This window comes from Microlunatus parietis, assembly GCF_013407955.1.
Classification (GTDB): Bacteria; Actinomycetota; Actinomycetes; order Propionibacteriales; family Propionibacteriaceae; genus Microlunatus; species Microlunatus parietis.
Window position 1 is genome coordinate 5,194,336 of the sequence record NZ_JACCBU010000001.1, and the last position, 26,348, is coordinate 5,220,683.

The 26,348-nt window shown below is 69.8% G+C and carries 23 protein-coding genes; 12 read left to right on the forward strand and 11 right to left on the reverse strand.

Translation table 11 applies throughout. The features are described from left to right. From BKA15_RS25045 to BKA15_RS25055, 3 genes are read right to left on the reverse strand one after another with little or no spacing between them, the layout of a single operon-like run. Positions 1-1,104: an exo-alpha-sialidase gene (locus tag BKA15_RS25045; RefSeq protein ID WP_179755445.1), complete on the reverse strand. Its 1,104-nt coding sequence runs from the start codon at positions 1,102-1,104 to the stop codon at positions 1-3. Continuing rightward, positions 1,101-2,180: an adenosine deaminase gene (locus BKA15_RS25050; protein WP_179755448.1), complete on the reverse strand. Its 1,080-nt coding sequence runs from the start codon at positions 2,178-2,180 to the stop codon at positions 1,101-1,103. Before BKA15_RS25050 ends, BKA15_RS25045 begins: the two co-directional genes overlap by 4 nt. Then, positions 2,177-2,590, reverse strand: coding sequence for a cytidine deaminase (locus tag BKA15_RS25055; RefSeq protein ID WP_179755450.1), 414 nt, complete (start codon positions 2,588-2,590; stop codon positions 2,177-2,179). The genes BKA15_RS25050 and BKA15_RS25055 overlap by 4 nt, the downstream gene beginning before the upstream one ends. 42 nt (positions 2,591-2,632) lie before the next feature. Here BKA15_RS25055 and metG point away from each other — a divergent pair, with 42 nt between their 5' ends. Beyond that, positions 2,633-4,417, forward strand: a complete 1,785-nt coding sequence (metG, locus tag BKA15_RS25060; RefSeq protein WP_179755452.1) for a methionine--tRNA ligase — start codon at positions 2,633-2,635, stop codon at positions 4,415-4,417. A gap of 85 nt (positions 4,418-4,502) precedes the next feature. On the opposite strand, the gene BKA15_RS25065 is transcribed toward metG, so the two are convergent. The 3 genes from BKA15_RS25065 to BKA15_RS25075 are packed head-to-tail and all read right to left on the reverse strand — an operon-like array spanning position 4,503 to position 8,210. After that, positions 4,503-5,933, reverse strand: a complete 1,431-nt coding sequence (locus BKA15_RS25065) for an NAD-dependent succinate-semialdehyde dehydrogenase (protein ID WP_179755454.1) — start codon at positions 5,931-5,933, stop codon at positions 4,503-4,505. A 25-nt stretch (positions 5,934-5,958) separates the two neighbouring features. Beyond that, a complete protein-coding gene (locus BKA15_RS25070) occupies positions 5,959-7,179 on the reverse strand; it encodes an iron-containing alcohol dehydrogenase (protein WP_179755455.1) in 1,221 nt (406 codons plus the stop codon). Beyond that, entirely contained in the window at positions 7,167-8,210 is a 1,044-nt protein-coding gene (locus BKA15_RS25075; protein ID WP_218871561.1) for an Ldh family oxidoreductase, read from the reverse strand. The genes BKA15_RS25070 and BKA15_RS25075 overlap by 13 nt, the downstream gene beginning before the upstream one ends. 126 nt (positions 8,211-8,336) lie before the next feature. Between BKA15_RS25075 and BKA15_RS25080 the strand changes: the two genes are divergently transcribed. Genes BKA15_RS25080 through ypfJ form a run of 7 tightly spaced genes read left to right on the forward strand, consistent with a single transcriptional unit; the run spans position 8,337 to position 15,219 of the window. Beyond that, entirely contained in the window at positions 8,337-9,032 is a 696-nt protein-coding gene (locus BKA15_RS25080; RefSeq protein ID WP_179755459.1) for a GntR family transcriptional regulator, read from the forward strand. Beyond that, complete coding sequence (locus tag BKA15_RS25085) at positions 9,029-9,970, forward strand: carbohydrate ABC transporter permease (protein ID WP_246322420.1); 942 nt, start codon at positions 9,029-9,031, stop codon at positions 9,968-9,970. Before BKA15_RS25080 ends, BKA15_RS25085 begins: the two co-directional genes overlap by 4 nt. Further along, entirely contained in the window at positions 9,960-10,811 is an 852-nt protein-coding gene (locus tag BKA15_RS25090; RefSeq protein ID WP_179755461.1) for a carbohydrate ABC transporter permease, read from the forward strand. The genes BKA15_RS25085 and BKA15_RS25090 overlap by 11 nt, the downstream gene beginning before the upstream one ends. A 7-nt stretch (positions 10,812-10,818) precedes the next feature. Further along, on the forward strand, positions 10,819-11,901 hold the full coding sequence (locus BKA15_RS25095) for a mandelate racemase/muconate lactonizing enzyme family protein (RefSeq protein ID WP_179755463.1): 1,083 nt from the start codon (positions 10,819-10,821) through the stop codon (positions 11,899-11,901). Between the two features lie 52 nt (positions 11,902-11,953). Next, positions 11,954-13,261, forward strand: a complete 1,308-nt coding sequence (locus tag BKA15_RS25100) for an extracellular solute-binding protein (RefSeq protein WP_179755465.1) — start codon at positions 11,954-11,956, stop codon at positions 13,259-13,261. Continuing rightward, positions 13,261-14,307 carry a mandelate racemase/muconate lactonizing enzyme family protein gene (locus tag BKA15_RS25105; protein ID WP_179755467.1) on the forward strand — a complete coding sequence of 349 codons (1,047 nt, stop codon included), beginning with the start codon at positions 13,261-13,263 and terminating at the stop codon, positions 14,305-14,307. The genes BKA15_RS25100 and BKA15_RS25105 overlap by 1 nt, the downstream gene beginning before the upstream one ends. 42 nt (positions 14,308-14,349) lie before the next feature. Next, positions 14,350-15,219 (forward strand): KPN_02809 family neutral zinc metallopeptidase, encoded by an 870-nt coding sequence (ypfJ, locus tag BKA15_RS25110; protein ID WP_179755469.1) that lies wholly within the window; start codon positions 14,350-14,352, stop codon positions 15,217-15,219. 62 nt (positions 15,220-15,281) lie between these two features. On the opposite strand, the gene BKA15_RS25115 is transcribed toward ypfJ, so the two are convergent. Both BKA15_RS25115 and BKA15_RS25120 read right to left on the reverse strand, forming a co-directional pair. Beyond that, positions 15,282-16,124, reverse strand: coding sequence for an alpha/beta fold hydrolase (locus BKA15_RS25115; RefSeq protein WP_218871562.1), 843 nt, complete (start codon positions 16,122-16,124; stop codon positions 15,282-15,284). A 36-nt stretch (positions 16,125-16,160) separates the two neighbouring features. Then, on the reverse strand, positions 16,161-17,027 hold the full coding sequence (locus tag BKA15_RS25120; RefSeq protein WP_179755470.1) for a helix-turn-helix transcriptional regulator: 867 nt from the start codon (positions 17,025-17,027) through the stop codon (positions 16,161-16,163). A gap of 97 nt (positions 17,028-17,124) precedes the next feature. Here BKA15_RS25120 and BKA15_RS25125 point away from each other — a divergent pair, with 97 nt between their 5' ends. From BKA15_RS25125 to BKA15_RS25140, 4 genes are all read left to right on the forward strand, one after another. Next, a complete protein-coding gene (locus BKA15_RS25125; RefSeq protein WP_179755472.1) occupies positions 17,125-18,027 on the forward strand; it encodes a phytanoyl-CoA dioxygenase family protein in 903 nt (300 codons plus the stop codon). 185 nt (positions 18,028-18,212) lie between these two features. Next, positions 18,213-18,539, forward strand: coding sequence for a hypothetical protein (locus BKA15_RS25130; protein ID WP_179755474.1), 327 nt, complete (start codon positions 18,213-18,215; stop codon positions 18,537-18,539). A 162-nt stretch (positions 18,540-18,701) separates the two neighbouring features. Next, a complete protein-coding gene (locus BKA15_RS25135) occupies positions 18,702-21,014 on the forward strand; it encodes a discoidin domain-containing protein (protein ID WP_179755476.1) in 2,313 nt (770 codons plus the stop codon). 1,261 nt (positions 21,015-22,275) lie between these two features. Beyond that, positions 22,276-22,983, forward strand: coding sequence for a hypothetical protein (locus BKA15_RS25140; protein WP_179755478.1), 708 nt, complete (start codon positions 22,276-22,278; stop codon positions 22,981-22,983). A gap of 19 nt (positions 22,984-23,002) precedes the next feature. Here BKA15_RS25140 and BKA15_RS25145 read toward each other — a convergent pair whose 3' ends face one another. From BKA15_RS25145 to deoC, 3 genes are read right to left on the reverse strand one after another with little or no spacing between them, the layout of a single operon-like run. Then, positions 23,003-23,911, reverse strand: a complete 909-nt coding sequence (locus BKA15_RS25145; RefSeq protein WP_179755480.1) for an aldehyde dehydrogenase family protein — start codon at positions 23,909-23,911, stop codon at positions 23,003-23,005. After that, positions 23,908-25,365, reverse strand: a complete 1,458-nt coding sequence (locus BKA15_RS25150; RefSeq protein ID WP_218871563.1) for an aldehyde dehydrogenase family protein — start codon at positions 25,363-25,365, stop codon at positions 23,908-23,910. Before BKA15_RS25150 ends, BKA15_RS25145 begins: the two co-directional genes overlap by 4 nt. A 16-nt stretch (positions 25,366-25,381) precedes the next feature. Next, positions 25,382-26,329, reverse strand: coding sequence for a deoxyribose-phosphate aldolase (deoC, locus tag BKA15_RS25155; RefSeq protein WP_179755482.1), 948 nt, complete (start codon positions 26,327-26,329; stop codon positions 25,382-25,384). Positions 26,330-26,348: the final 19 nt, after the last annotated feature.

Below are 26,348 nucleotides of genomic sequence, written 5' to 3' on the forward strand. Positions count from 1 at the left end.
TCAGGACGGCAGGTTCCACGCGACGGCGTGGGCCTGGCTCACGCCGTGGTGCAGCCGGTAGTAGCAGGTGTACAGGGAGCCGTCGGCGCGCTGCACGGTCATCGGGTGGTAGCCGACGGACTGCTCGGGGTGATCATCGACGGCCACGAGCAGTCGCCGCTCCACGTCCCAGGTCTCGCCGCCGTCCGTACTGAGCACGGCCATGACCCCGAACGGTGCCCGCTGGTGTCCGTACGTCGCGAGGAGGCGTCCGTCGGCCAGCGTGAGCAGGTGCGGCGGCCGGCCCCAGATGTCGGTCGCCAGCGGTAGCGTCCAGGTGCGGCCGCCGTCATCGGAATGGCTGGCCAGCAGATGGCCGTCGCCACCACGCGTGGCGTCGGCTCGCATGAGCATGAGGACGCGATCTCCGCCCAGGTCGGCCACGGCGGCCTCACTGCCGATGACCCCGTCGAGGTCGCGCGGGACGGGGTGGACCCGAATGAGGTCCGGTTCGCCCGGCGTCACCCGGATGGCGAGGAACTGGCCTCGGTGAGCGTCCCGGGACCGCTGCCGCGCCGGCAGGATGATCGTGCCGTCGTCGAGGACGATGTTTCGGGGCAGCCCCAGCGTCCAGCCGGCGGCCGGCAGTTCGACCTCGCGACGTGTCCAGCTGCGGCCGGCATCCGTCGACTTCTGCAGGAAGAGCGTGTTGGTCCCGACTCCGATGAACCCGGGAAGGCCCGGCGGAGCGGTCGGGGTGACGTAACGTCCCTCCGCGCGCGCCCGCTCAGCTTCCGCCTCTGGCCACGCCTGCCAGCCGACGATGCCGGTGGCCAACCAGGTGCCGTCGGGCTGCACGAGGGTCGCCCGATCATGACGCTCGCGGGTCGACGAGCCCGGCCAGTTGAACGGGAGCGACGGATCGTTGCAAGCCTCCCAGCTGTCGCCGTCGACGGACACCAGCACGGTCCACCGGCCGCCGACGAAATAGTCCCAGGCGACGTCGTGGGTGACAGCGGCGGCCAGCCGGCCGTCGGGCAGGACCTCGATCCGCGGGTACGCGGCGTTCCTGCCGGGTGCCGACAGCCGGACGTGGTGGGCGTCGACGTGGACGGGCTCGGTCAAACGCCGAGCTCCGCGTACCCCGGCTTGATCACGTTCTCGATCAGGTCGAGCCGCTGGTCGAACGGCAGGAAGGCGCTCTTCGCCGCGTTGACGGTGAACCAGCGCACCTTGGCCAGGTCGTAGCCGAACGCCTCGCTGAGCAGCCGGAACTCGTTGCTCAGCGTGGTCCGGCTCATCAGTTGGTTGTCGCAGTTCACGGTGACCCGGAACCGCAGGTCGGTGAGCAGGCCGATCGGGTGCTCGGCGATCGACGCCGCGGCACCGGTCTGGATGTTGGAGGACGGGCACAGCTCGAGCGGGATCCGCTCGTCCCGGATGTAGGCGGCGAGTTCGCCGAGCACTGGCTTGCCGTCGGCGCCGAACGTGATGTCGTCGGCGATCCGTACCCCGTGGCCGAGCCGGTGTGCCCCGCAGAGCTGGACCGCCTCCCAGATCGACGGCAGCCCGAACGCCTCGCCGGCGTGGATGGTGTAGTGGGCGTTCTGCTTCCGCAGGTAGTCGAACGACTCCTTGTAGCGCGAGGGAGGGAAGCCGTCCTCGGCACCGGCGATGTCGAAGCCGGCGACGCTGTCGTACCGATACTTCACGGCGAGTTCGGCGATCTCCAGGGTCGGCGTCGCGTGCCGCATCGACGTGACCAGTTGCCGCACCTCGATCGGCCGGCCGGCCGCGCGGGCCGCCGCCATGCCCTCGGCGATGCCGTCCCGGACCGCCTCGATCGCCTGCGCCTTGGTCAATCCCTGCTGCTCGTGCTGTTCCGGCGCCCAGCGCGCCTCGCCGTAGACGACGCCGTCGGCGCCCAGGTCCTCGACGAATTCGCGGGCCACCCGGCGCAGCGCCGGCGCGGTCTGCATCACCGCGATCGTGTGGTCGAACGTCTCCAGGTAACGCACCAGCGAGCCGGACGTGCAGGCCTCCTCGAACCAGTCGGCCAGCTTGTCGGCGTCCGAGGTCGGCAGCGGATGATCAATCTCGGCAGCGAGTTCGATGATCGTCTGCGGCCGCAGCCCGCCGTCGAGATGATCATGAAGAGAGACCTTCGGGGCACGCCGCAGCAGGTCGAGGTCAAGGGTCACGTGGAGCTCCTCACGTGGTCGAGGTCGGCGGGACCGAAGGTCTGAGGGAGGACCTGGTCCATGGTCTTGATACCGGACGGGGTGTCGAAGCGGCAATCCGGCGCGGCATGTTCGTACAACAGCTGACGGCACCGCCCGCAGGGCATCAGCGGCTCCCCGAGCCCGTTCACACAGGCGAACGCGACCAGCTTGCCACCGCCGGTCGCGGCGAGCGAGGAGACGAGTCCGCACTCGGCACACAGGCCGACGCCGTAGGAGGCGTTCTCGACGTTGCAGCCGGACACGATCCGGCCGTCGTCGACCAGTGCGGCGGCGCCGACCGGGAAGTTGGAGTACGGGGCGTAGGCCCGTTGTGAAGCCGCTCTCGCCTCCCGGCGGAGCGCCTCCCAGTCGATGTTCTGACCGCTCATCGCCCGATCATGCCAGGAGTCACGCCCGATAGGGTGACGGCCATGAGTTCTCGCGTGTTGACCGCCGTGGCCTGGCCGTACGCCAACGGCCCGCGGCACATCGGTCACGTCTCCGGCTTCGGCGTTCCCTCCGACGTGTTCTCCCGCTACATGCGGATGTCGGGGCACGACGTGCTGATGGTGTCCGGCACCGACGAACATGGCACGCCGATCTCGGTCCAGGCGGAGGCGGAGGGGCTGACCACCCGCGAGCTGGCCGACAAGTACAACCGGGTGATCGTCGAGGATCTGCAGGGTCTCGGGCTGTCGTACGACCTGTTCACCCGGACGACGACGCTGAATCATTACGACGTCGTGCAGAAGATGTTCACCGGCCTGTACGACAACGGTTACGTGGTGCCGAAGACGCAGCTCGGCGCGGTCAGCCCGTCGACCGGCCGGACGCTGCCGGACCGCTACATCGAGGGCACCTGCCCCATTTGCGGGTACGACAGCGCGCGCGGTGATCAGTGCGACAACTGCGGCAACCAGCTCGACCCGGCGGACTTGATCAATCCGGTGTCCCGGATCAACGGCGAGACTCCCAAGTTCGTCGAGACGGAGCACTTCTTTCTTGATCTTCCGGCCCTGGCGGAGTCGCTCGGCAGCTGGCTGGCCACCCGGACCGACTGGCGGCCGAACGTGCTCCGGTTCAGTCAGAACCTGCTGTCGGAACTGCGCCCGCGGGCGATCACTCGTGATCTTGACTGGGGCGTGCCGATTCCCTTGGACGGTTGGCGTGATCAGCCGATGAAGCGGCTCTACGTCTGGTTCGACGCGGTGATCGGCTACCTGTCGGCGTCGGTCGAGTGGGCCCGCCGCACGGGCGATCCGGACGCCTGGCGGAAGTGGTGGGCCGACCCGGAGGCGCTGGCGTACTACTTCATGGGCAAGGACAACATCGTCTTCCACTCGGTGATCTGGCCGGGCATGCTGCTCGGCCAGAACGGCGCCGGTGATCATGGTGGCCAGGTCGGGCCGATGGGCACGCTGAACCTGCCCAGTGAGGTGGTGTCCAGTGAGTTCCTCACCATGAGCGGCTCGAAGTTCTCCACCAGCCGCGGCAAGGTGATCTACGTCGGCGACTTCCTGCGCGATTTCGGCCCGGATGCGCTGCGGTACTTCATCGCCGTCGCCGGCCCGGAGAACCAGGACGCCGACTTCACCTGGGACGAGTTCGTCCGCCGGACCAACTCCGAGCTGGCCAACGAATGGGGCAACCTGATCAACCGCTCGATCTCGATGGCACACCGCTACGTCGGCGCGGTGCCGGCCGCCGATGATCTTCGTGATCGTGATCATGAACTGCTGAAGGAATCCCAGGCGGCCTTCGGGATCGTCGGCGACGCGCTGCGCCGGAGCCGGTTCAAGCAGGCCAGCAGCGAGGCGATGCGGATCGTCACCCAGGCCAACCGCTACCTGTCCGAGGCCGAGCCGTGGAAGCTCAAGGACGACCCGGTCCGCCGCGACTCCGTGCTGCACACCGCGCTGCAGGTGGTCGCCGACGCGAACACCCTGCTCACCCCGTTCCTGCCGCACTCGGCGCAGCGGGTGCACGAGGCGCTCGGCGGCGAGGGAGTCTGGGCCGCGCAGCCCGAGATCCGCACCGTCAGCGAGGAGGGCGGCCCGGACTATCCCGTGCTGATGGGGGAGTACGCCGGCGAACAGGCCCGCTGGGAGTCCGTACCCCTCCCCGTCGGCCGCCCACTCGCGAAGCCCGAACCCCTGTTCGCGAAGCTCGACGACAAGCTCGCCGAGACCGGCCCCGAATGGGCCTCCATCGCCTGAACGCCCCCAAAGCCTTCTGCCGACCGGTCACCAAAGCAGGCGTTTGGGCGGCGTGTCGCTGCAGAAGTGACCGGTCGATCCGGGGTCAGAGGCCGATGTACTTGGTCTCGAGGAATTCCTCGATCCCGGCGAAACCGCCTTCACGGCCGAGACCGGACTGCTTCATGCCGCCGAACGGTGCGGCCGGGTCGCTGACCACGCCCCGGTTGACGGCGACCATGCCCGAGTCGAGACGCTCGGCGACGGCCAGGGCCTGGCCGCGTTCCCCGTACACGTAGGAGATCAGGCCGAAGATCGTGTCGTTGGCCAGGGCGACGGCCTCGTCGATCTCGTCGAAGCCGATGATCGTCACCACCGGTCCGAAGATCTCGGTCGTGGTGATCTCGGTGCCGTGCCGGACCCCGGTCAGCACGGTCGGCCGGTAGAAGGCGCCCGGACCCTCGACGGGGCCGCCGATGATCAACTCGGCGCCGTCGGCGACGGCCCGGTCGACCAGCCCGGCGACCTTGTCCCGTTCGACGTCGGAGACCAGCGCCCCGAGGGTGTTGCTGGGGTCGCGGCCGGGCCCGAGGCGCACCTCGCTCATCGCCGTCGTGATCTTGGTGGTGAACTCGTCCAGCAGTGACCGGTGGACGTAGAACCGGTTGGCCGCGGTGCAGGCGGCGCCGCCGTTGCGCAGCTTGGCGATCATGGCGCCGGCCACGGCGTCGTCGACGTCGGCGCCGGGCAGGACCAGGAATGGCGCGTTGCCGCCGAGTTCCATGGAGGCGTCGACGACCTGGTCGGCGGACTGCCGCAGCAGTTCCCGGCCGACCTCGGTCGACCCGGTGAACGACAGCTTGCGTACGGCCTCGTGGTGCAGCATCGCCGCGACGGCGGGCCCTGGTGGCTCGGGCGTGACCAGGTTGACCACGCCCCGCGGCACGCCGGCCCGGGCCAGTGCGTCCACCACGTACGCGGCGGTGAGCGGCGTCTCGGCTGCCGGCTTCAGGATCACCGGACAGCCGGCGGCCAGCGCCGGGCCGAGCTTGCGGGTGGCCATCGCGGCCGGGAAATTCCACGGAGTGATCAACACCGAGACGCCGATCGGCTGCTGAGTCACGACGATCCGCTTGTCGCCGGCCGGGGCGAGCCGGTAGTCGCCACCGATCCGGACCGCCTCCTCGGCGAACCAGCGGAAGAACTCGATCGCGTACCCGGCCTCGGCCTTCGCGTCGGCGTAAGCCTTCCCGTTCTCGGCGATGATCAGTTCGGTCATCGTCTCGGCCTCGGCGGTCATCAGTTCGAAGGCGGCGCGCAGGATCTCCGACCGCTCTCGCGGCGCCCGGGCGGCCCACGCCGGGCGGGCGCGCTCGGCGGCCTCGACGGCGTCCAGGCAGTCCTCGATCGTCGCTGCAGCGAACTCGGTGATCACTGAGCCATCGGCGGGATCGTGCACCGGGTACCGGGCGCCGTCGCCGGCGGGGCACCACTCGCCGTCGATGTAGGAGTCGCGGCGCGACGAGGGATCGGTCAACGGAACTCCTTCATGATCAACAAGGTCAGAACGGCTGCGTGCGGTCGCCGCGGTGGGCGGCGTGCACGATCTGCTGCATGGCGCCCAGGTCGAGCGGGCGCGGGTTGTTCTCGGCCAGGCGTTTGGAGACCAGCCCCTGTTCGGCGACGTAGTCCAGCCGGTCCTCGGTCAGGCCGAGATCGGCCAGCGTCTTCGGGATGCCGATCTTGGCCAGGATCGCGTCGACGGCCTCGATGCCCTTGATCGCAAGCTCCCGTTCGGAGTCGGCGGTCTGGCCGAGCAGAGTCCCGATCTCGGCGAACTCGGCCAGCCGCTCCGGCGCGTTGAACCGCATCACGTACGGCAGCAGGACGCCAACCCCGACCCCGTGCGGCGTGTGCGTGATCGCCCCGAGCGGATACTGCAGAGCGTGCGCGGCGGCGGTGCCGGCGACGCCGAGGGCGAAGCCGCCCGCGTTCGCGGCGAGCATCGTGTCGGCCCGGGCGGCCAGATCCGCCGGGTCCTCGACGGCGGCGGGCAGAGCCGTGCCGATCAGCTGCAGCCCCCAGCGCGCGTAATGATCACTGATCGCGTTCTTGCCGATGAAGACCCGCCGCTCGCCGAGCGCCGACGCCGGCCGGCGGACCGCCGTGAACGACTCGACCAGGTGCGACAATGCGTCTGCGCCGGCACTGGCGGTGAGCGCGGTCGGGCAGGACACGGTCAGCTCGGGATCGCAGATCGCGATCGTCGGGATCAGTTCGGGCGAAGAGATTCCGGTCTTCAGCTCGCGCCGCGCATCGGTCAGCACGCAGACCGGCGTCGCCTCCGAACCGGTCCCCGCCGTCGTCGGCACGGCGACGATCGGCAACACCGGGCCCGGCACCACGTACTCGCCGTAGTAGCGCTCCAGTGGGCCGCCGTGGGCCAGCAGCAGGGCGACCGCCTTGGCCATGTCGAGGCAGCTGCCGCCGCCGACCCCGACCACGACGTCGATGCCGCGACCGGTCATGGCGTCGTGGCAGGCGGTGATGTTCTCGCTCGGCAACTCGGCCTCGGTCTCGGACCAGACCGCCGCCGTCACACCGTGACCGGCAAGATCGTCGATCATGGCGCGGAGTTCGGCGGAGCCGGCCAGCCGGCGATCCGTACAGACCAGGGCGGTGCTGCCCAGCGTGGCGACCTGGCGGCCCAGCGTGGCGCGCTGGCCCGGCCCGAAGATCACCGTACGTGGTGCTCGCAGCAGTCCTGGACTCACAGTCGACACGATTCCTCACTTCCTCGGCTGGCTGCTCCGGCGGTCGGAGCGGGTGACAGGCGCAGCGCCAGCAGCTCCGACCACAGCCCTTCGTCGACATCGATCCCGGCCGATGCCGCGTCCCGGGCCCGGGCCTCGCCGCCGTCGCCCGGCACCGTCACCGGACGCTCCGGGTCGGTCGGCGGCGTCGCCCGGATCTGATCAAGGAACGCGGTCACCGGGTGCTGGACGCCCTTGACCACGACGAAGAGATCGCCCTTGCCGCTGGGCTGGTCGTCGTCGAGCGTTCCGCGGACGTCGACGTCCGGGGCCGACCCGGTGACGAAGCTGACGATGGCCCCGAGGGCGAGCCCGAGCGCGTATCCCTTCGGCCCGCCGAACGGCGCCAGGGATCCGTGCATGGCCGCGGTCGCGTCGGTGGTCGGGCTCCCTTCCGCGTCCAGGGCCCAGCCGGGCTCCAGCGGCACCCCGCGCCGGGCGTGATCATGGACGCGGCCCATCGAGATCATCGAGGTGGCCATGTCGAGGACGAGCGGCTGCGGCTCGGCCGGGACGCCGATCGCCAGCGGGTTGGTGCCGACCATGGCCCGGCTGCCGCCCCACGGGTGGACCAGCGGCTCGCTGGTGGTCATCGCCAGGCAGGCCAGGCCGCGCCGGGCGACGACCCGCGCGTAGTAGCCGAGCATGCCGAGATGGTTGTTGTTGGTGATCGACACCGCGGCGACGCCATGCCGGTCGGCTGCCGTGATCACCGCATCGAGGGCGTGCAGGGCGACCGGCGGACCGAGGCCACGCTGACCGTCGACGGTGAGATAACTGGGGCTGACCCAGTCGTGCCGCCCGCAAGCCAGCGGATCGGCGACGTCGTTCGCGATCCGGCGGACCAGCCGGGGCAGCCGGAGCAGGCCGTGCGAGGAGACTCGCCGAGCCTCGGCGTCGACCAGCACGGCTGCCTGCTGCTCGGCGTGCTGGGCGGAGGCGCCGGCTCCGACAAGGACGTCGGTGGCCACGGCCCGCGCCGTCGCGAGGGGAACCTGCACGATTCCGCCTTCCTGATCGATCGGATCATGATCGGAAACCGTTGTCACCATAAATCAGATCAGATACGATCAGCAAGCTATCAGCCGAGGACTGACTCGGCGCCGCTCGACCAGCAAGGAGGCGATATGGGCGACGACCGCGCCGAACGGACCAGTATGAGCGATCGCGTCTACGAACGCCTGCTGGCCATGCTGATCGACGGTGAGATCGAGCCCGGTCAGCGGATCCGGGTGGACGCGATCAGCCGGCAGTTCGAGGTCTCGCAGACCCCGGTGCGCGAGTCACTGCTCCGTCTCGAGGCCGAGGATCTGGTCGAGAAAAAGCATCTGATCGGATATTCCGCGACGCCTCGCCTGTCTCCAGAACGTTTCGAGGAGCTGTTCGAGGCACGCTTCCTGATCGAGCCGTACTGTGCCGGCCTGGCCGCGGCCCGGCACCAGCGCGGCCAACTCGAGGCGATCGCTGGTCTCGCCCAGGAGATGCGGACCGGCTACGAGTCCGGTGAACTGTCCTACGGGGCGTTCGCCCGGTCCGATGCCGAACTGCACCGGGCGCTGATCGGAGCGACGGGCAACGGCTACTTCAGCGAGATCTTCGCCAAGCTGCACGCCCATCTGCAGCTGTTCCGGCTGCTGCGCGACTCCTCGGTCACCGAGGACGCGCTGACCGAGCACGACCGCATCATCACCGCGATCCGGACCCGGGACGCCGCCGGCGCCACCGAGGCGATGACCGCACACCTGACCGCATCCAGGTCCCGGTTGCGCAAGGCCTTCGACCAAGATCATCGGGATCGTAAGGAGCCGTCGCAGGCATCATGACCAGCACAGTGATGCGACCAGAGACGATCGCGTCGGAGCCTCGGGCGCCGCGCCGGCGGGCGCGCCCGAGACGCCAGAACCTGGCCGGCTGGCTGTTCGTCGGCCCCGTCATCGGCGGCGTGATCATCTTCCAGGTCGCCCCGGTGATCGCCTCGCTCGGCGTCTCGCTGACCAACTGGACCGGACTCCGTACACCGAGGTTCCTCGGTGCGGAGAACTACGTCCGGCTGTTCACCGCCGATGCCGACTTCTACCGCTCGCTCTGGCACACGGCGCTGTTCACGATCGCCGTCGTGGTGGCCTCGATCGCGATCGGGCTGGCCCTGGCCGTGTTGTGCAACCAGAAGGTGGCCGGGGTCGGGCTGTTCCGGACGCTGTACTACTCGCCGGCGATCACCAATGTCGTCGCCATCGGTTTCGTCTGGTTCTGGCTGTACGAGCCGAACAACGGCCTGATCAACGTGATCCTGAAGGGAATCGGGTTGCCGGCGCCGGCCTGGCTGTCGGACACCAGGACGGCCCTGATCGCGGTGATCATCGTGGCGATCTGGCAGGGCGTCGGCTATCCGATGGTGATCCTGCTGGCCGGCCTGCAGTCCATCGACGGTTCGATCCTCGAGGCCGCCACCGTGGACGGGGCGTCGGCCTGGCGCCGGTTCTGGGCGGTCACTCTGCCCCTGTTGACGCCGAACCTGTTCTTCCTGTCGATCGTGCAGTTCATCTCGTCGTTCCAGGTCTTCGGGATCATCTACGTGATGACGTCCGGCGGACCGAACAACGCGACCCAGGTCTTCATCTACAAGATCTACAGCACCGCCTTCGGTGAGGGCCGGCTCGGCTACGCCTCGGCGATGGGCTGGGTGCTGTTCGCGATCATCGCGGTGATCACCTTCATCCAGTGGAAGGGCGAGAAGCGGTGGGTGCACTATGACAACTGACCTCGCCGTCCGGCGCCGGCCGCGACGCCACCTGACCCGGCGGATCGTGATCTTCCTCGTGCTCGTCGTGCTGGCCGTCATCTTCGCGACACCGTTGATCTGGATGGCCAGTGCGTCGCTGAAGCCGGAGAACGAGGTGCTGCAGTCGCCGCCGACGCTGTTCCCGTCGACCTGGCTGTGGAGCAACTACGCGCAGGCCGCCGACGGGCTGCTGCCCTACTTCCTGAACAGCGTCAAACTGGCCGCGCTCAACGTCGGCTTCCTGCTGCTGTTCGCCTCGATGGCCGGGTACGCGTTCGCCCGCCTGGACTTCGCCTTCAAGGGCGCGGCGTTCGCGCTGCTGCTCTCCACGGCGATGATCCCGAGCATGGTCTACCTGGTGCCGCAGTACATGCTGTTCCGCGAGCTCGGCTGGATCGACACGCACCTGCCGCTCTGGGTGCCGCAGGTGCTGACGCCGGTGTTCGGCACCTTCCTGCTCCGGCAGGCGTTCCGGGGCGTGCCGATGGAGCTCGAGGAGGCGGGCAAGCTGGACGGCGCGTCGACGTTCGGGATCTTCTGGCGGATCATGCTGCCGCAGGTCAAGCCGGCCCTGGCGGCGGTCGGCGTGATGACGTTCATGGCCTCCTGGAACGACCTGTTCGGCCCGTTGATCTTCCTCAACTCGACCCGGCTGCAGACGATGCCGATCGCGCTGGCCCTGTTCCGCGGCGAGTACTTCACCCAGACCAACCTCATGATGGCGGCGGCCACATTGACCATCCTGCCGCCGCTGTTGATCTTCCTCGTCGCGCAACGCTACTTCGTGCAGGGCATCACCATGTCCGGTCTGAAAGGGTGACCCATCCATGATCATCACCGAGGTCGAGTCGATCGTGCTCCTGGGCCGGTTGCACTTCGTGAAGGTGCACACCGACGAGGGTCTGGTCGGCCTGGGCGAGATCAGTCCGATGAACGCCGCCGTCACGCACACGATGATCACGTCGGCGCTCGGGCCACTGCTGGTCGGCGAGGAGGCGACCGACGTCGAGCGGCTCTGGCGCCGGATGTACACCAAGCCGTTCAAGCTCGGGCCGAGCGGTGCCCAGCTGAACGCGATCGCCGGGATCGACATCGCGCTCTGGGACCTGCTCGGCAAGGCCACCGGGCAGCCGGTCTACAGGCTGCTCGGCGGCAAGTACCGCCAAGGCACCAAGGTGTACGCCAGCTCGATGTCCCGGAGCATGACGCCGGCCGAGGAGGCCGAGCGAGCCCTGTCCTACCAGGAGAAGGGCTTCCACGGTTACAAGATCCACTCGGCGACGCCGTGGATGCACGACGACGGGTTCGACCAGACGATCGCGACGGTCACCGCGGTCCGGGAACTGGTCGGCGACGACTTCCCGATCATGGTCGACGTCAACAACGCGTACTACTCGCACACGGTGCTCAAGATCGCGCGGGCGCTGGAGGAGCTCGGCGTCTGGCACTTCGAGGAGCCGCTGGCCGCGCACGACTACGAGGCGTACGGCCGGCTGGCCGACGCGGTCGACATCCCGATCGCGGTCGGCGAGCAGGAGTACAGCAGTTGGCAGTTCCGGGACCTGATCACGGTCGGCAGGGTCGACATCCTGCAACCCGACGTGATCAAGTGCGGCGGCATCACCGAACTGAAGAAGATCGCGGTGCTCGCCGACACGTACACGAAGCCGATCACCGTGCACAACACGCAACAGACGGTCGGCACCGCGGCGCATGCGCACGTCTGGGTGAGCACCCCGGCCTGCGTCTATCCGCAGGAGTACAACATCGAGCACAACCCGATCCTCGACGACACCCCGATCTGGACCAATCCGCTGCTTCCCGTGGATGGCGTGATCACGCCGCACGAGCTGCCCGGTCTCGGTGTCGAACTGGACGACGACGTCGTCGCACGGCTCCGGACGGCGTGATCACGATCAGCCCATGGCCGGGCCCGGGCGTCCGGTCGAAAGGACTCACACCATGACCAGTTCAGCCTTCAGCCGCCGATCACTGCTCGGCCTCGGCGCCGCCGCCGGCGCAGGCCTGCTCGGCGGTTCCCTGACCGCCTGCAACGGCGGGCCCTCCGGCGGCGACGGTACGTTCTCGTTCCTCACCTGGGATGCCGCCTCCGGATCGCCGCTGGCCAACGTGGCCACCAAGTGGGCCGAACAGGCCGGCACCCAGCTGGATCTGCAGAACGTGCCCGGCGGCGACGACTTCGAGGCGAAGCTGCGCACCGTGCTGGCCTCCGGGGCGCCGCCCGAGTTGATCAGGATCAACGACGACTACGTCAAGGGCTACTACGCGGAAGGATCGCTGCTCGACCTGAAGCCGTACCTGGAGAAGGACGAGATCTTGGAGGCCGACTACTACCCGGTCGCGTTCAACTTCGCCAAACAGCCCGACGGTGCCCACGCCGCGTGGCCGATCATGACCAACCCGGGCGTGATCTACGTCAACGTGGACGCGTTCGACGACGCCGGGATCGATCTGCCCAGCACCGATTGGGAAGACGACGGCTGGACCTGGGACGACTTCCTCGCCGCTGCCAAGGAGCTCAACCGGCCCGGCGAGCGGTACGGCTGCCTGGTCTTTCCGGACACCTCGCTGGAGACAGTGTTCCCGACCAGCAACGGCGGCGACGGCATCTACTCCAAGGACGGCACCCGGTTCACGCTGGCCGAGGACCAGGGTCTCGAGGCGGTCCAGTGGGTTGCCGATCTTGCGCTGAAGCACAAGGTGCATCCCGACTTCGCGACGATCACCGCCGGCGAGAACACGCCGAACTGGCAGCAGAGCCAGCTCGGCACCGGCAAGGTGGCGATGATGCTGGCGCTGACCAGTAGCGTGCCGTGGCTGCGCGAGAACGCTACGGTGAACTGGGACATCCGCCCGGTGCCGAAGCAGGTCAGCCGGACCACGGTCAACACGATGACCGTGCTCGCCATCCCCAAGGACTCCAAGGATCCGGACCAGGCGTGGGAGTTCCTCAAGTACTGCGTCGGGGAGGAGGCCTCGGCTGACTTCGCGAAGTCCCGCGGCTTCATCCCGGTCAGCAAGAGCGCCGGCAGTCTGTTCGAGCCGGACGACAAGGCGCCGGAGAACCTGCCGGTCGCGATCGACGCGCTGGAGCACGCGGTGAACGAGAACTTCAGCGAATACATCCAGCAGGCCCGCGGCGTCTACCGGCCGGTGCTGGACGACGTCTGGAGCGGTAAGCGCACGGCGGCCGAAGCGCTCGGTAGTGTCCGTGATCAGGTGAACGCGATCTTGGCCGGGGAGGGCTGATGAAGATCACCAACGTCGAGGTGTCGATCACCTCGGAGGCGAAAGATCATCCGGTACGGGACGCGATCCAGCTGCTGGATCGCAACGGGCACACGACTCTGACGATCGAGACCGACGAGGGCGTGACCGGGCAGAGCAAGATCTACTTCGGCCGCGAGGAGCACTCGCCGGCCGTGCTCGCCATGATCATCGAGCGGCAGCTGGCGCCGGTGATCATCGGCGAGGACCCGGCGTTCATCCGGGGCATCCGGGACCGGCTGCGCACGCTGACCGACTACCAGGGCACCCCGGGCCTGTCCACGTTCGGGATGGCGGCGATCGACCAGGCGCTGTGGGACCTGCAGGGCAAGGCGCTCGGCGTGCCGGTCTGGCGCCTGCTCGGCGCGCAGCGGTCGGCGATCCCGACGTACGCGATGGTGGGTTGGCTGGAACTCGACATCGCCGGCCTGGAACGAGTCAGCGCGAAGGCGATGGAGCAGGGGTTCCGCGGCGTGAAGGTGAAGGTCGGCGGCGGTCCGCTGAGCGAGGACCTGGAGCGGGTCGGCGCCGTTCGCAAGGTGATCGGCGACGACGCGGCGCTGATGGTCGATGCCAACCAGGCGTTCGACTACGCGGAGGCGCTGCGCCGCGGCCGGGCGTACGAGCAACTCGGCTGCCGCTGGTTCGAGGAGCCGCTGCCGGCTGCTGACACCGCCGGGCACGTCCGGCTGGCCGAGAAACTGGATCTGCCGATCGCGACCGGGGAGAACCGGTACGGGCAGGCCGCCTTCCGGGACCTGATCGAGCGCGGCGGGGTCGGCGTGGTACAGCCCGACCTGCGCCGGGCTGGCGGAGTGACCGACTGCTTCGAGATCGGCCTGCTGGCGGCCGGCTTCAACATCCCGTACGCCTCGCACGGCGGCGGTGCGCACATCCACGTCCTGGCCGCGTTGCCGAACACGATCTACGTGGAGAGCGGCCTGCTGCCTGACGACAGCCCGATCTCCCTGGTCGACGGGTGCTACCCCCTGCCCGACCGGCCGGGCCTGGCCGGCTGGAACGACTGATCGGCCCCCGACCAGACCGCCGAAAGGTCGTACGCTCTCGTTATGACGTTCCGAGGTGACGGCCCGCTGGACACCGGCGGGGTATCCGGCCGCGGGAGTGGACGCGGCCGGGTGGCGATCGGTGGCGGGGTCGGCCTGGTGGTCGTGGTGATCGCCGCGCTGGTCTTCGGCATCAACCCGGCCGACATCCTCGGCGGCGCCGGCGACTACTCGACCGACGGTGTCGGCAGCGGGGGCAGCGACAGCGAGATCGATCAGCAGATCCAGAGTTGCACCATCGAGAAGGCGAACACGGACACGGTGTGCCGGATCGTGGCCACCACGAACAGCCTGAACAAGGTCTGGCCCGGTCTGGTGTCGGGCTACCAGCGTCCGCAGACGGTGATCTTCGCCGGCTCGGTCGCCACCGATGGCTGCGGTTCGGCGACCTCCGCGGTGGGCCCGTTCTACTGCCCGGCGGACCAGACCGCGTACTTCGACCCGACCTTCTTCGACACGCTGCAGCAGCAGCTCGGCGGCAGCAACGGACCGCTGGCCCAGGAGTACGTGGTCGCGCACGAGTTCGGCCACCACGTGCAGCATTTGCTGGGCGCGGACGCGCAGGCCCGGCGGATGGGATCCAAGGGCGCGAAGTCCGGATCGGTCCGGCTGGAGCTGCAGGCCGACTGTTACGCCGGCGTCTGGGCGAACCGCGCCGACGACGGCCCCGACGCCATGCTGGAACCGATCACCAAGGACCAGATCGCCGACGTGATCACCACCGCGAAGGCGATCGGGGACGACCGCCTCTCCGGCAGCAACTCCGACGGCTGGACCCACGGCTCCAGCACCCAACGGGTCCGCTGGTTCACGATCGGCTACGAATCGGGCGACCCGCAGACCTGCGACACGTTCGCCACCGACAATCTCTGACCGTCTTTACCCAGTTTCTTGCCGCAATACCAGAGAAGTTTCTGTGGTAGAGCGCCAGTTTTTCACGTTACGTGAAAAACTGCGCCCGGCGGCAGACCGAGCAGGGCGGCGAGCTTGGGCCAGGCCTGCTGGCCGAGGGCGGCGTCGGCGGCCGGGGTGCCGCCGCGGGCCATGGCCTGGCCACCGGTGGCGATCGGTTCGTCGGGCAGGATCGTCCGGTGGCCGGCGTCGGGGGCGGTGATGATCATGGTGTCCAGGCCGGCTGACCGGCGGCGCTCGGCGATCCGGTGCGCATGATCAACTGAGGGCCAGACCCGGTCGTCGCCGCCGGCCACCAGCAGCACGTTCGGAATCCGCTCCACGGGGATGGTCGCGGTGGCCCGAAGCTCGGGATCGGCGTGCTCCCAGGAGATCCGGTAGAGCTCGCGATAGGCGGGCGGGTCGGTGTCCGGCCGCCAGTCCTCGACGAACGGAAGGTACGGCAGCGGCTCGCCGGCCAGGGTCCAGTGGGACGTCTGCCCGCCCTCGCCGCGGATCCCGGCCCACACCACGTCCGTCGGCGCGAACGCGATCACCGCGTCGACCTCCGGGGTGTGCGCCGCGGTGATCAGGGCGGCCTCGGCGCCGAACGACGTACCCATGATCACGACCCGGTCTGCGATCGCGCGGAGTTCGGCGACGCGGGCCTGGAACAGCTCGAGCGGAACCTCCCACGGCCCCGGCTGCTGGCCCGGGCCGCCGAACCAACGGATGCTCTCCGCCACCACTCCGGAACGGGCCAGCAACTCGCAGCGCGCGGTCTCGACCCGCCCGCTGGAGCCGGCCAGCACCAGCACCGCGGTGCCGCCCTGCTGGTCCGGCTCGACCCGGACCCCGATCGGATCGGTCAGCTCCGTGATGATCATGAGCGCAGTGTGGCACGGCGCCCTTGAAAGCTTGTCTCAGCTTTGCGCTCGGTCCTTCGGCAGCGTGGTGGCGCCGGCCCGGAACTCCCGCGGCGAGCTGCCGACCAGTTGGCTGAAGCGGCGGGAGAAGTGCGACTCGCTGGCGAACCCGAGCCGGGCCGCGATCTCCCGGTCGGTGAGCCCGCCGGCGATGATCAACTCACAGGCCCGGTCCAGCCGGCGCTGGCTGCGGTAGCGTGCCGGCGTCACGCCGGCGAGCCGCCGGAACCGTTTCCGGAAACCGTCGTAGGACAGGCCGAGCGCGGCGGCGACGTCGGGCAGGCGCACCGGGTTGCCCAGGTCCGATTCCAACAGCGCCGTCGCCCGGGCCAGCCAGAGTTGATCATCGCCGCCGCCGGGCTCGCCGGTGGTCGCGGCGGCCAGCGCGTCGGAGATCAACACCTGCAGCCGGGCGACGTCCTGCAGCACGGCGGCGGGCGTGGCCCGCTGATCCAGGAAGACGAGTTCGGCGAACCGGTGCGCCCACCGTCCGTCCGCCGGCAGCCGGTTGACCGGGCGGCCGTCGTCGAGCAGCCCGGTCGCCCGCCACAGCTCGAAGACCGGGCCGTCGAAGACGAGGAACAGCTGGTCCCACAGCTCCCCCTCCGGCGGTCCGTACCGGTGTGGCAGGTCGGGGAACACCATGATCAGATCACCGCTGGCGACGTGCCGGTTGCGGCCCGCGCCGTCCTCGTACCGCCCCTCGCCGGCCAGCAGATAGACCGCCGCGAAACTGCCCAGCCTCCGCATCGGCTGGTCACTCGGCCACGGCCCGGTCCGCGGCACTCGCCCGGTCATCGAGATCCGGCCGATCCGCGGCGACACCAGCGGATGCGGGAACCGGAGCTGCGGTCCGGCCCTCATGGACGGAAGGGTACGCGGGCGGCCGCGGGCCAGGAAGTGCAAGCAACGGGGTCAATCCCGTCAACGCCCCGCGCCGCGGCCGGGTTAGCGTCCTTTCATGATCACCTCACGCGAACCGTTGATCACCGCCCAGGGTGCGCCGCTGGCGGTCGAACCGCTCCGGTCGTCGGCCGATGTCGTGCACGACGCCGACGAACTGCGGGCCCGGCTGGGCACCGACGGCTACCTGTTCCTTCCCGGCTATCTCAATCGCGACGAGGTACGGGCCGCGCGCGGATCGATCCTCGCCGCGCTGGCCGACCGCGGCGCGCTGCGGCCCGGCACCGACCCGGACCTGGCGATCCCGGCCGACGACTACCGGCCGTGGTCGCTGCACGAAGCGGCCCGGGACAGCGAACCCCTGCAGACGCTGCTGTACGGCGACCGGATGGCCGAGCTGTATCACCGGATCTTCGAGGCCGACGTCCGGCACTTCGACTACACCTGGCTGCGCGCGGTCCCGCCCGGCAAGGCCACGCCGCCGCACATGGACAGCGTGTTCATGAACCGCGGCACGCTCGACCTGATGACCGCCTGGACCCCGCTGGGCGCGATCGACCGCACCCTCGGCGGCGTGGCCGTGCTGGAGGGTTCGCACCGGCTGGACGAGATCACCGGCGGGTACGGCAGCCGGGACGTCGACACCTACTGCGAGGACGATGATCAAGCCGCCACCATTGCGGCGACCGACGGGCTGACCTGGGACGGCGTGCTGACCCGCGACCCGGCCGGCTTCGGCAAGGCGCACGGGCTGCGCTGGCTGACCGCCGACTACGAGCCGGGCGACCTGCTCACCTTCACGATCTTCACCGTCCACCTCGGCCTGGACAACAACGCGGACCGGATCCGGCTGTCCTCGGACTCCCGCTACCAGCGGGCCACCGAGAAGGCCGACCCGCGCTGGATCGGGCTCGACCCGACCGCGCACTCCGCGCGCAGCAAGCAGGGGCGGATTTGCTGATCATGGGCGATGATGAGAGGCGCAGCCCAGTGGCGGAGGGCTGACGCGACACTCCGAGGGGACACCCATGGCTGATCGAGCAGATCAGCACCCTGGCGCTGCGGGGCGCGCTGGCCGGGGCCCGGCTCTCTCGCCGGTACGCCAACGACGGCCAATGGCACCGGCACCAGTGGCTGCGGCTGCGGGTGGCGCTGGGCAATCTCAACGCGCTGCTGGACCAGTCGGTCGCGTCGCTGCGCGACCCGATCTACGGCGCGCTGTCGGTGGACGGCCTCGCCCGTCTCGACGCGATCATGGACGCGATCGGGGCGGCGGCGGACCCGGCACCGCCGCGCCCGGACGGTACGGCCGAGCCGCCGCTGCCGTGGTTCACGCCGGACGGTGGCTTCTGGCCGGATGCGGCAACACTGCTCGACGCCTTCCGTTCGAACCCGAGGACGGATGGGGCGAGCGCGCTGAACGACGGTGTGCCCGTGCCCGCCCCTTCGCTGCGGCAGGTGCCGCCGAACTGAAACGCGCCCTGAGCCTGTCGAAGGGCCAGGGCGGATGTGCCTTGCCCTTCGACAGGCTCAGGGAACGTTGTGTCACCTTCTGGACCCGGGGTTCCGTCCCTGGCATCGTGAGCGCAGGGGTGCCGCGGCGAGGGTCGGCACGACGACGCGACGGAGCGTGCCATGGTCCGACGAAGCCCGTACCCGCTGGTCCTGCTGGTCGCCCTCGGAATGATCACCGCCGGCGCGGCGACCGGGACTGCCGAGCCCCGGAACCCGGACGGCGTGGCGGTCTGGCTGACCGACCTCAGCACCGACGACCGGCTGACCCGGCAGGCCGACCTGTCCTGGACCGGCGCGGCTCCGGGCGCCGGCACGGTGATCACGGTCGACCCGACGAGGGCGTACCAGAGGATGACCGGGTTCGGCGCCTCGCTCACCGACAGCTCGGCGTGGGTGATCACCGAGAAGCTGTCCGGCACGGCTCGGGCGAAGATCATGAGGGAGCTGTTCTCCGCGGAGGACGGGATCGGGCTGTCGGTGCTGCGGCAGCCGATGGGGGCCTCGGACTTCGCCGTCGAGCGGGCCTACTCCTATGACGATCAGCCGGAGGGCGAGACCGACCCGGACCTGTCCGAGTTCAGTGTCGATCATGATCGCGACTACCTGCTGCCGCGCCTCCGGGAGGCCTTGACGCTGAACCCGGAGCTCACCGTGATGGCGTCGCCGTGGAGTGCGCCGGGCTGGATGAAGGACAGCGATTCCATGATCACCGGATCGCTGCTGCCGCGCTATCACGCCTCCTATGCCCGCTACTTCGTGAAGTTCCTCCAGGCGTACGCGAAGGCGGGCGTTCCGGTCCGCTACGTCACGGCCCAGAACGAACCGCTGTATGAGCCGGCCGACTACCCGGGCCAGGGCATGCCGCCGGAGCAGGCGGTGGAGTTCATCGGTGATCATCTCGGCCCGGCCATCGCCGGTGCCGGCTTGGACACCGAGATCCTCGGTTACGACCACAACTGGGACGTCACCGACTACCCGGAGGCGCTGCAGCATGATCGCCGGGCCGCGCGCTACGTGCCCGGCACCGCCTGGCACTGCTACGGCGGCGGCGTCCCGGCGCAATCCGTGTCGCACAACAACTATCCGCGGGCCCAGGCGTTCCTCACCGAGTGCTCCGGCGGCGACTGGCAGGGCACCGAGCGGGAGGCGTTCACGCAGACGATGGGCTCGGTGATCGGCGTGCCGCGGAACTGGGGCCAGTCGGTGATCTTGTGGAACCTGGCGCTGGACGAACGGAAGGGGCCGTACATCGGCGGCTGCTCCACCTGCCGCGGCGTGATCACGGTCAACGACGACGGCACCGTCGACAAGGAGTTGGAGTACTGGGCGCTCGGGCACGCGAGCCGGTTCGTCCGGCCCGGCGCGGCCCGGATCGCGTCCTCGGTGGCGGCCGACGAGGTGATCAACGTCGCGTTCCGGAACCCGGACGGCAGCACGGTCCTGATCGCGCACAACGCTTCCGGCTCGGCCAGGTCGCTGACGGTCCGGGTCGGCGACCGGTCGTTCGAGCACCGGCTGCCGGCCGGCGCGGCCGCGACCTATCGGTGGACCGGCGCCGTCCCGGACTCGCCGGCGGACCCGGATGATCTTGGTTCGCTCGACCTCGACTTCGGCCGCGGGCCGGCCGGGACACCGGGTGGCCGGCTGCTACAGACGGTCTCGGCGGAGACCGTCGCCGAGCTGAACCAGGTGCGGGTCGGCGACGACTGGTTCGCCTACTCGCTGCCGTACGGTGCGGCGCTGACGCCCACCGGTCCGGTGGAATCCCTTCCTCGCAAGGGCTGGCGGGCGACCGCGTCCCACACGGAGCAGGACGGGGCGGCGGCCCGGATGCTCGACGGCGACCAGGCCACCCGGTGGAGTTCCGGCGCCGGGCAGTCGCCCGGTGAGTGGGTCCGGCTCGACTTCGGGACGGAACGGACCTTCGACCAGGTCCGGCTCTCGGTCGGCGCCAACGTCGGCGACTACGTCCGCGCCTACCGACTCGAGACCTCCGCCGACGGCGAGACCTGGACCCCCGTCGCCCGTGGCCGGGGCAGCACCGGGACCATGATCATTCCGCTGCCGCGCACGACCACCCGCCACCTCCGGCTGGTCAGCGAGGGCTCGTCCGGCAGCTGGTGGTCGATCACCGAGTTCGGCCTGGCCGCAACCGGCGAGGCGGCGCCGGCTGCCGCTGCGGCGCCGGACGGGCGGGTCCGAACCCGTACCGCGGAACTGGCCGGCGTCGGCACCGTGACCGGCACCTACAACCCCCGCCCGGACCCGGCCACCCTGACCCTCCCGGTGCCCGGCCTCCGCTACCGCTATGTCCTCCCCGGCACCGCGGCGGCCACCTTCCTCACCGCCGACCAGTCACTACCGCAGCCGTTTTCGCGGCGTGTCGCTGCAGGAGTGACCGGTCGATCTGGTGCGGAGGAGTCGGGGAGGTAGGAGTCAGGCGGTGCTCGTCGGATCGGGTTGAAGATTGTGACGAAGGGACGGGTGCCCAGAAAGGCGTGCGCGTCGAGGAGTGAGGATGCGAAGCCGCCGCGCGCGGGCGGGTCGCGGGTGGGCACGGGCGACGCAGCTTGCCCGTTCGCGTGGGCCGAGCGCACGGCTTGCCGTGCACCTGCCGTGGATCCGCGGACAGTCGCCCGGCCGCGCATCGCATCCGGTGACTCCGGATGCCGACGGCACTCCTCGCGCGGCATCGCCCGAGCGCAGGTCCTCCGGTACGTCGATCGGGCGCACATGGCAGTCCCACAGCAAATCTGCTGCCATTCTCGTCCAGTCGGCGACGCCGTCACCGATGCCTGGAGACCACACCGCGACCCCGGCCGAGCACCCTCCGGACCCACCCGATCGAGCACGCCCCGCCGATCGCGAACTCCTCGCGTGATCGCCGCCGATGGCCACCTGTCGCCGCGGCGGGAGGAGCATGACACAGCGACCCCGCATTTCCGCGGGCAGTTGGAGCGTTCCGGCGAGCGACGATGACGGCACGTCGAAGCGCTCTGCCCGAAACACGCCGGACAGCGTCATCATTCCGAGTCACTTCAATTCGGTGATCACACGCGTAGCCTCGCCTTCAGTCCAGGTCGCGTCCATCTCGTGAGCGTCCGCCAAGTCGCCGGTCGGGGTTGTGTCGCCGGGTCTTGGGAGCGCCCGGCACGAGTGATCGCGGCCGAACACCCCTAGCGCCACGGCGGGCGCGAACGCGGCGACCCACGCGTTCCCGCGGGAATGTCCGCTCGTCGGCGGCCGAGGTGATCTCGCCGAGCCGCTGGGCCATTCCCTCTGGAGTGTTTGCGTCGCCTCGTCGATCGCAGACCCTCGAGCGGACGCAAATGGCAGCCCCACAGCAAATCTGCTGCCATTACCGTCCATTCAGCGAGGCCTCACCGATGCCTGAAGCCGCACCGCGAAACCTTCGCATGACCGCCGCCGAAACCCACCCAATCGCCGCGGCGGCCGGAGGCGTTCCCGCGGGAGCGTTCGGCGTGTCGGCGGTCGGTGTCGTGTGGCCGGGCGGGCGGAGGCGTTCCCGCGGGAACGTTCGGCGTGTCGACGGCCGGGACGTCTCGCAGAGCCACAGGAGCTCCGCTCGCGATTGCCTGGCTCATCGGTCTTCAGACCCGGGTCACTGGCCCGAGAGGCGGACGTCCGCGGAGTTGGGCTGGCAGCAGCGAGGGTGGGCGTGGAGCATGGAGGGATGATCGTGGATCGAGGGCGGCCGGGTGAGGGGGCGGCGGAATGGCTGGACCTGGGCCGCGCCGGCCGCACGCGATTCTGGCGACGGCCGTGGTTCCTGCCGGGCCTCGCGATCCTGGTGATCGCCGCGTTGACGCTCGGCGCGGCGCTGGCCCAGCCGTACTGGAACTCCCGGAACCGGCAGCTCGATCAAGCCCAGGTACGGGCAGCGGTGGCGGCCCTGGAACTGACCGACCTCGTCGTGCGGCTCACCAGCGAGGCACCGCTGGCCGGCCTGGCGGACGACCCGTGCATCGCGCTGCAGGCTCCGATCGGGCGGGCCCGCGAGGGCCGGGTGCCGTCGGTGGAAGCGACCGGGCGGGCAGCGGACGGGCGGGCCTGGGTCACCGTCGTCGTCCTGGTGCTGGAGTCGCCGGAGGTGGCCGCCGGGCGGTTCGGCGACGCCGGTTCGGCGCTGGCCGACGAATCCTGCCGGAACACGCCGCTCGGCCGGCTCGGCATCGACCCGCCGCCGTTGCCGGACCGTCAGCTGGCGTACGGGATCGCCTCGGGCGGGGGTGGCGGCGGAGCCGACTCGTGGTGGTACCGGGTCCGGGTGCTCCGCTTCGGCAACACCGTCAGCTTCCTGACCACGTTCGGGCCGGTCGGCTCGGCCGACGTGACGGCACCGCTGGTCGAGTCGCTGGACCGGGCTCTGGCCGCCGCGTGATCACCGGCCGCGCCGCCGGTCAGTACGCAGAGCCGCCGGCGAGCGAGACGGCGCCGGTGGGATGCCACACCGTCTTGGTCTCCAGGAACGCGCGCAGCCGCCCGGTGCCCGGCGGAGCTGCGAAGTCGGGCGTACCGGCCGGCACGTAGACCCGCTTCAGGGTCTGCGCGGCGGACCGTTCCAGCTCGGTCCGCAGGTCATGATCATCGGGATGGTCGGTGACGCCGGTCAGGTCGAGCGCGTTCACGTCGGCGTGCGCGGCCAGGTGCGGGCCGAGCTCGGCGGCCTTCCCGGTCAGGATGTTGACAGCGCCACCGGGCAGGTCGGAGGTGGCCAGCACCTCCGCGAAGGAGATGGCGACACAGGGATCCGGTTCGGACGCGACCACCACGGCCGTGTTGCCGCCGGCCAGCACCGGGGCGACCACGGAGACCAGGCCGAGCAGCGGCGAATCCCGCGGCGCGAAGATCACCACGACGCCGGTCGGCTCCGGCGCCGAGTAGGAGAAGAACGGGCCGGACACCGGGTTCGAGCTGCCGAACGCCGCGGCCAGCTTGTCGGTCCAGCCGGCATAGTGCACCAGCCGGTCGATCGAGCTCTCGACCTCGGACGCGGAGACCCGGCTGGTCACGCCGCGGCTGGCGGTGATCAACTTCGTGAACTCGCGGGCCCGGCCCTCCAGCATCTCGGCGGCCCGGTAGATCACCTGCCCGCGGTTGTACGGAGTCGCCCCGGCCCACGCAGCCAGGCCCTTGCGGGCGGCGACGACCGCGTCCCGCGCGTCCTTGCGGGACGCCAGCGCCGCGTTGGCCATGAAGCCTCCTTCGGCATCGACCGCCTGGTAGGTACGGCCGGACTCCGACCGCGGGAACTTGCCGCCGATGAACAGCTTGTACGTCTTCGGAATCGCGAGGTGGGCCATGATCATTTCCCGTCGGCGAGAGGCTCGTCGTCGCTGTGCAGGTAGGCGGCCATGCCGCTCGGCCCGCCCTCCCGGCCGTAGCCGGACTCCTTGTAGCCGCCGAAGCTGGCCGCGGGATCGAACCGGTTGAACGTGTTGTCCCAGATCACGCCCGCCCGCAGCGCGGCGGCCATCCCCATCGCCCGCGAGCCCTTCTCGGTCCAGATGCCGGCCGAGAGTCCGTACGGGGTGTTGTTGGCCTTGGCGATCGCCTCGTCCGGCGTCCGGAACGTCACCGTGGTGAGCACCGGGCCGAAGATCTCCTCGCGCGCGATCCGCATCGACTGGGTGGCCTCGCTGAAGATCGTCGGCGCCACGTAGTAGCCCTTGTCCGGCAGCGGGCAGGACGACCGCCAGACCTCCGCGCCCTCGGCGATGCCGGCCTCGGTCAGCTCGTTGATCTTGTTCAGCTGCATGGTCGAGTTGATCGCGCCGACGTCGGTGTTCTTGTCCAGCGGGTGGCCGACCCGCAGCGTCTCCACGCGAGCCTTCAAACGATCAAGGAACTCCTCGGCGATCGACTCCTGGACCAGCAGCCGGGAGCCGGCGCAGCAGACCTGGCCCTGGTTGAAGAAGATCCCGTTGACGATGCCCTCGATCGCCTGGTCCTGGGCGGCGTCCTCGAAGACGATGTTGGCGCCCTTGCCGCCGAGCTCGAGGGTGACCTTGCGGCCGGTGCCGGCCAGCTCGGCGGCGATCCGCCGGCCGACGGCCGTGGAGCCGGTGAACGCGACCTTGTCGAGGTCCGGGTGGTTGACCAGCGCGGAGCCGATGCCGCCGGCGCCGGTGACGATGTTGACCACGCCCGGCGGCAGGTCTGCGTCGGCGATGATCTCGGCCAGCACCAAGATCGACAACGGGGTGGTTTCGGCGGGCTTGATCACCACCGTGTTGCCGGCCGCCAGCGCCGGAGCGATCTTCCAGGCCGCCATCAGCAGCGGGAAGTTCCACGGGATCACCTGGCCGGCGACCCCGAGCGAGCGCGGCTCCGGCCCCAGCCCGAGATGGTGCAGCTTGTCCGCCCAGCCGGCGTGGTAGAAGAAGTGCTGGGCCGCCGTCGGCACGTCGAAGTCACGGGATTCCTTGATCGGCTTGCCGTTGTCCAGCGACTCGACGACGGCCAGCTCGCGAGCCCGTTCGGCGATCCCGCGGGCGATCCGGAACAGGTACTTGCCGCGGTCCGCGCCGCTGGTCCGGGACCACACCCGCTCGTACGCCCTCCGGGCCGCCTTGACCGCCGTGTCCACGTCTTCGGTCGTGACCGTCGAGTAGCTGGTCAGCGGCTCGCCCTCGGACGGGTCGATCGTCTTCACGTCGTCGCCGTGACCCTCGACGAACTTGCCGTCGATGAACGGCAGATAGCGGTCCTTGAGGGCCGCGATGCTCGGCGATTCGGGTGCCGGTGCGTATTCCCAGTCCATGATCAACTCCTGATCGTCAGTCGACGGTCACGTAGTTCGCGCCCCAGTAGTGGCCCTCGAGTTGGGTCCGGCGCTGCATGATCAGATCGTTCAGCAGCGAGGAGGCGCCGAACCGGAACCAGTGTGGGTCGAGCCACTCCGGCCCGGCCACCTCGTTGACGGCGACCAGGTAGTGGATCGCGTCCTTGGCGTTGCGGATCCCGCCGGCCGGCTTCACCGCCCGCTGCTCGCCGGTCAGGTCGCGCCAGTCCCGGACCGCCTGCAGCATCACGTGGGTGACCGGCAGCGTCGCAGCGGGGGAGACCTTGCCGGTCGAGGTCTTGATGAAGTCGGCGCCCGCGAGCAGGGCGAGCCAGGACGCTCGCCGTACGTTGTCGTAGGTGGCCAGCTCGCCGGTCTCCAAGATCACCTTCAGCCGGGCGGTGCCGCAGGCCGCCTTGATCGCCTGGATCTGCTCGAACACGAGGCCGTACTTCCCGGACAGGAAGGCGCCGCGGTCGATCACCATGTCGATCTCGTCCGCCCCGGCCGCGACCGCGAGCTCGGTGTCGGCGACCTTGACGTCGAGGCTGGACCGGCCGGACGGGAACGCCGTGGCCACGCTGGCCACCAGCACCCCGGTCCCCTTGACCTCGGCCACCGCCGTCTCGACCAGGTCCGGATAGACGCAGATCGCGGCCGCGTGCGGCGTCTCGGGCCGCTCCGGATCGGGCAGGATCGCCTTCCGGCACAGGTTGCGCACCTTGCCGACCGTGTCCGCGCCCTCCAGGGTGGTCAGGTCGACCATCGAGATCGCCAGGTCCAGCGCGGCGAGCTTGGACGCCTTCTTGATCGACCGGGTGGCGAGGTTGGCCGCGCGCAGTTCCAGGCCGACCGGATCCACGGCCGGCAGGCCGGTCAGGAACCGCCGCAGCCGGGTCTCGTCGGCGATCGCGTCGCTGATCGCGTCTTGAGTCGGACTCATACGGCCGATCCTAGGCCGC

Bases quoted from the DNA above. Each gene is read 5' to 3' on its own strand.
- BKA15_RS25055 (WP_179755450.1), bottom strand. From the start codon at position 2,590: ATGAGCGGTCAGAACATCGACTGGGAGGCGCTCCGCCGGGAGGCGAGA.
- metG (WP_179755452.1), top strand. From the start codon at position 2,633: ATGAGTTCTCGCGTGTTGACCGCCGTGGCCTGGCCGTACGCCAACGGC.
- BKA15_RS25080 (WP_179755459.1), top strand. From the start codon at position 8,337: ATGGGCGACGACCGCGCCGAACGGACCAGTATGAGCGATCGCGTCTAC.
- BKA15_RS25085 (WP_246322420.1), top strand. From the start codon at position 9,029: ATGACCAGCACAGTGATGCGACCAGAGACGATCGCGTCGGAGCCTCGG.
- BKA15_RS25090 (WP_179755461.1), top strand. From the start codon at position 9,960: ATGACAACTGACCTCGCCGTCCGGCGCCGGCCGCGACGCCACCTGACC.
- BKA15_RS25095 (WP_179755463.1), top strand. From the start codon at position 10,819: ATGATCATCACCGAGGTCGAGTCGATCGTGCTCCTGGGCCGGTTGCAC.
- BKA15_RS25100 (WP_179755465.1), top strand. From the start codon at position 11,954: ATGACCAGTTCAGCCTTCAGCCGCCGATCACTGCTCGGCCTCGGCGCC.
- BKA15_RS25105 (WP_179755467.1), top strand. From the start codon at position 13,261: ATGAAGATCACCAACGTCGAGGTGTCGATCACCTCGGAGGCGAAAGAT.
- ypfJ (WP_179755469.1), top strand. From the start codon at position 14,350: ATGACGTTCCGAGGTGACGGCCCGCTGGACACCGGCGGGGTATCCGGC.
- BKA15_RS25115 (WP_218871562.1), bottom strand. From the start codon at position 16,124: ATGATCATCACGGAGCTGACCGATCCGATCGGGGTCCGGGTCGAGCCG.
- BKA15_RS25120 (WP_179755470.1), bottom strand. From the start codon at position 17,027: ATGAGGGCCGGACCGCAGCTCCGGTTCCCGCATCCGCTGGTGTCGCCG.
- BKA15_RS25125 (WP_179755472.1), top strand. From the start codon at position 17,125: ATGATCACCTCACGCGAACCGTTGATCACCGCCCAGGGTGCGCCGCTG.
- BKA15_RS25135 (WP_179755476.1), top strand. From the start codon at position 18,702: ATGGTCCGACGAAGCCCGTACCCGCTGGTCCTGCTGGTCGCCCTCGGA.
- BKA15_RS25140 (WP_179755478.1), top strand. From the start codon at position 22,276: ATGATCGTGGATCGAGGGCGGCCGGGTGAGGGGGCGGCGGAATGGCTG.
- BKA15_RS25145 (WP_179755480.1), bottom strand. From the start codon at position 23,911: ATGATCATGGCCCACCTCGCGATTCCGAAGACGTACAAGCTGTTCATC.
- BKA15_RS25150 (WP_218871563.1), bottom strand. From the start codon at position 25,365: ATGGACTGGGAATACGCACCGGCACCCGAATCGCCGAGCATCGCGGCC.
- deoC (WP_179755482.1), bottom strand. From the start codon at position 26,329: ATGAGTCCGACTCAAGACGCGATCAGCGACGCGATCGCCGACGAGACC.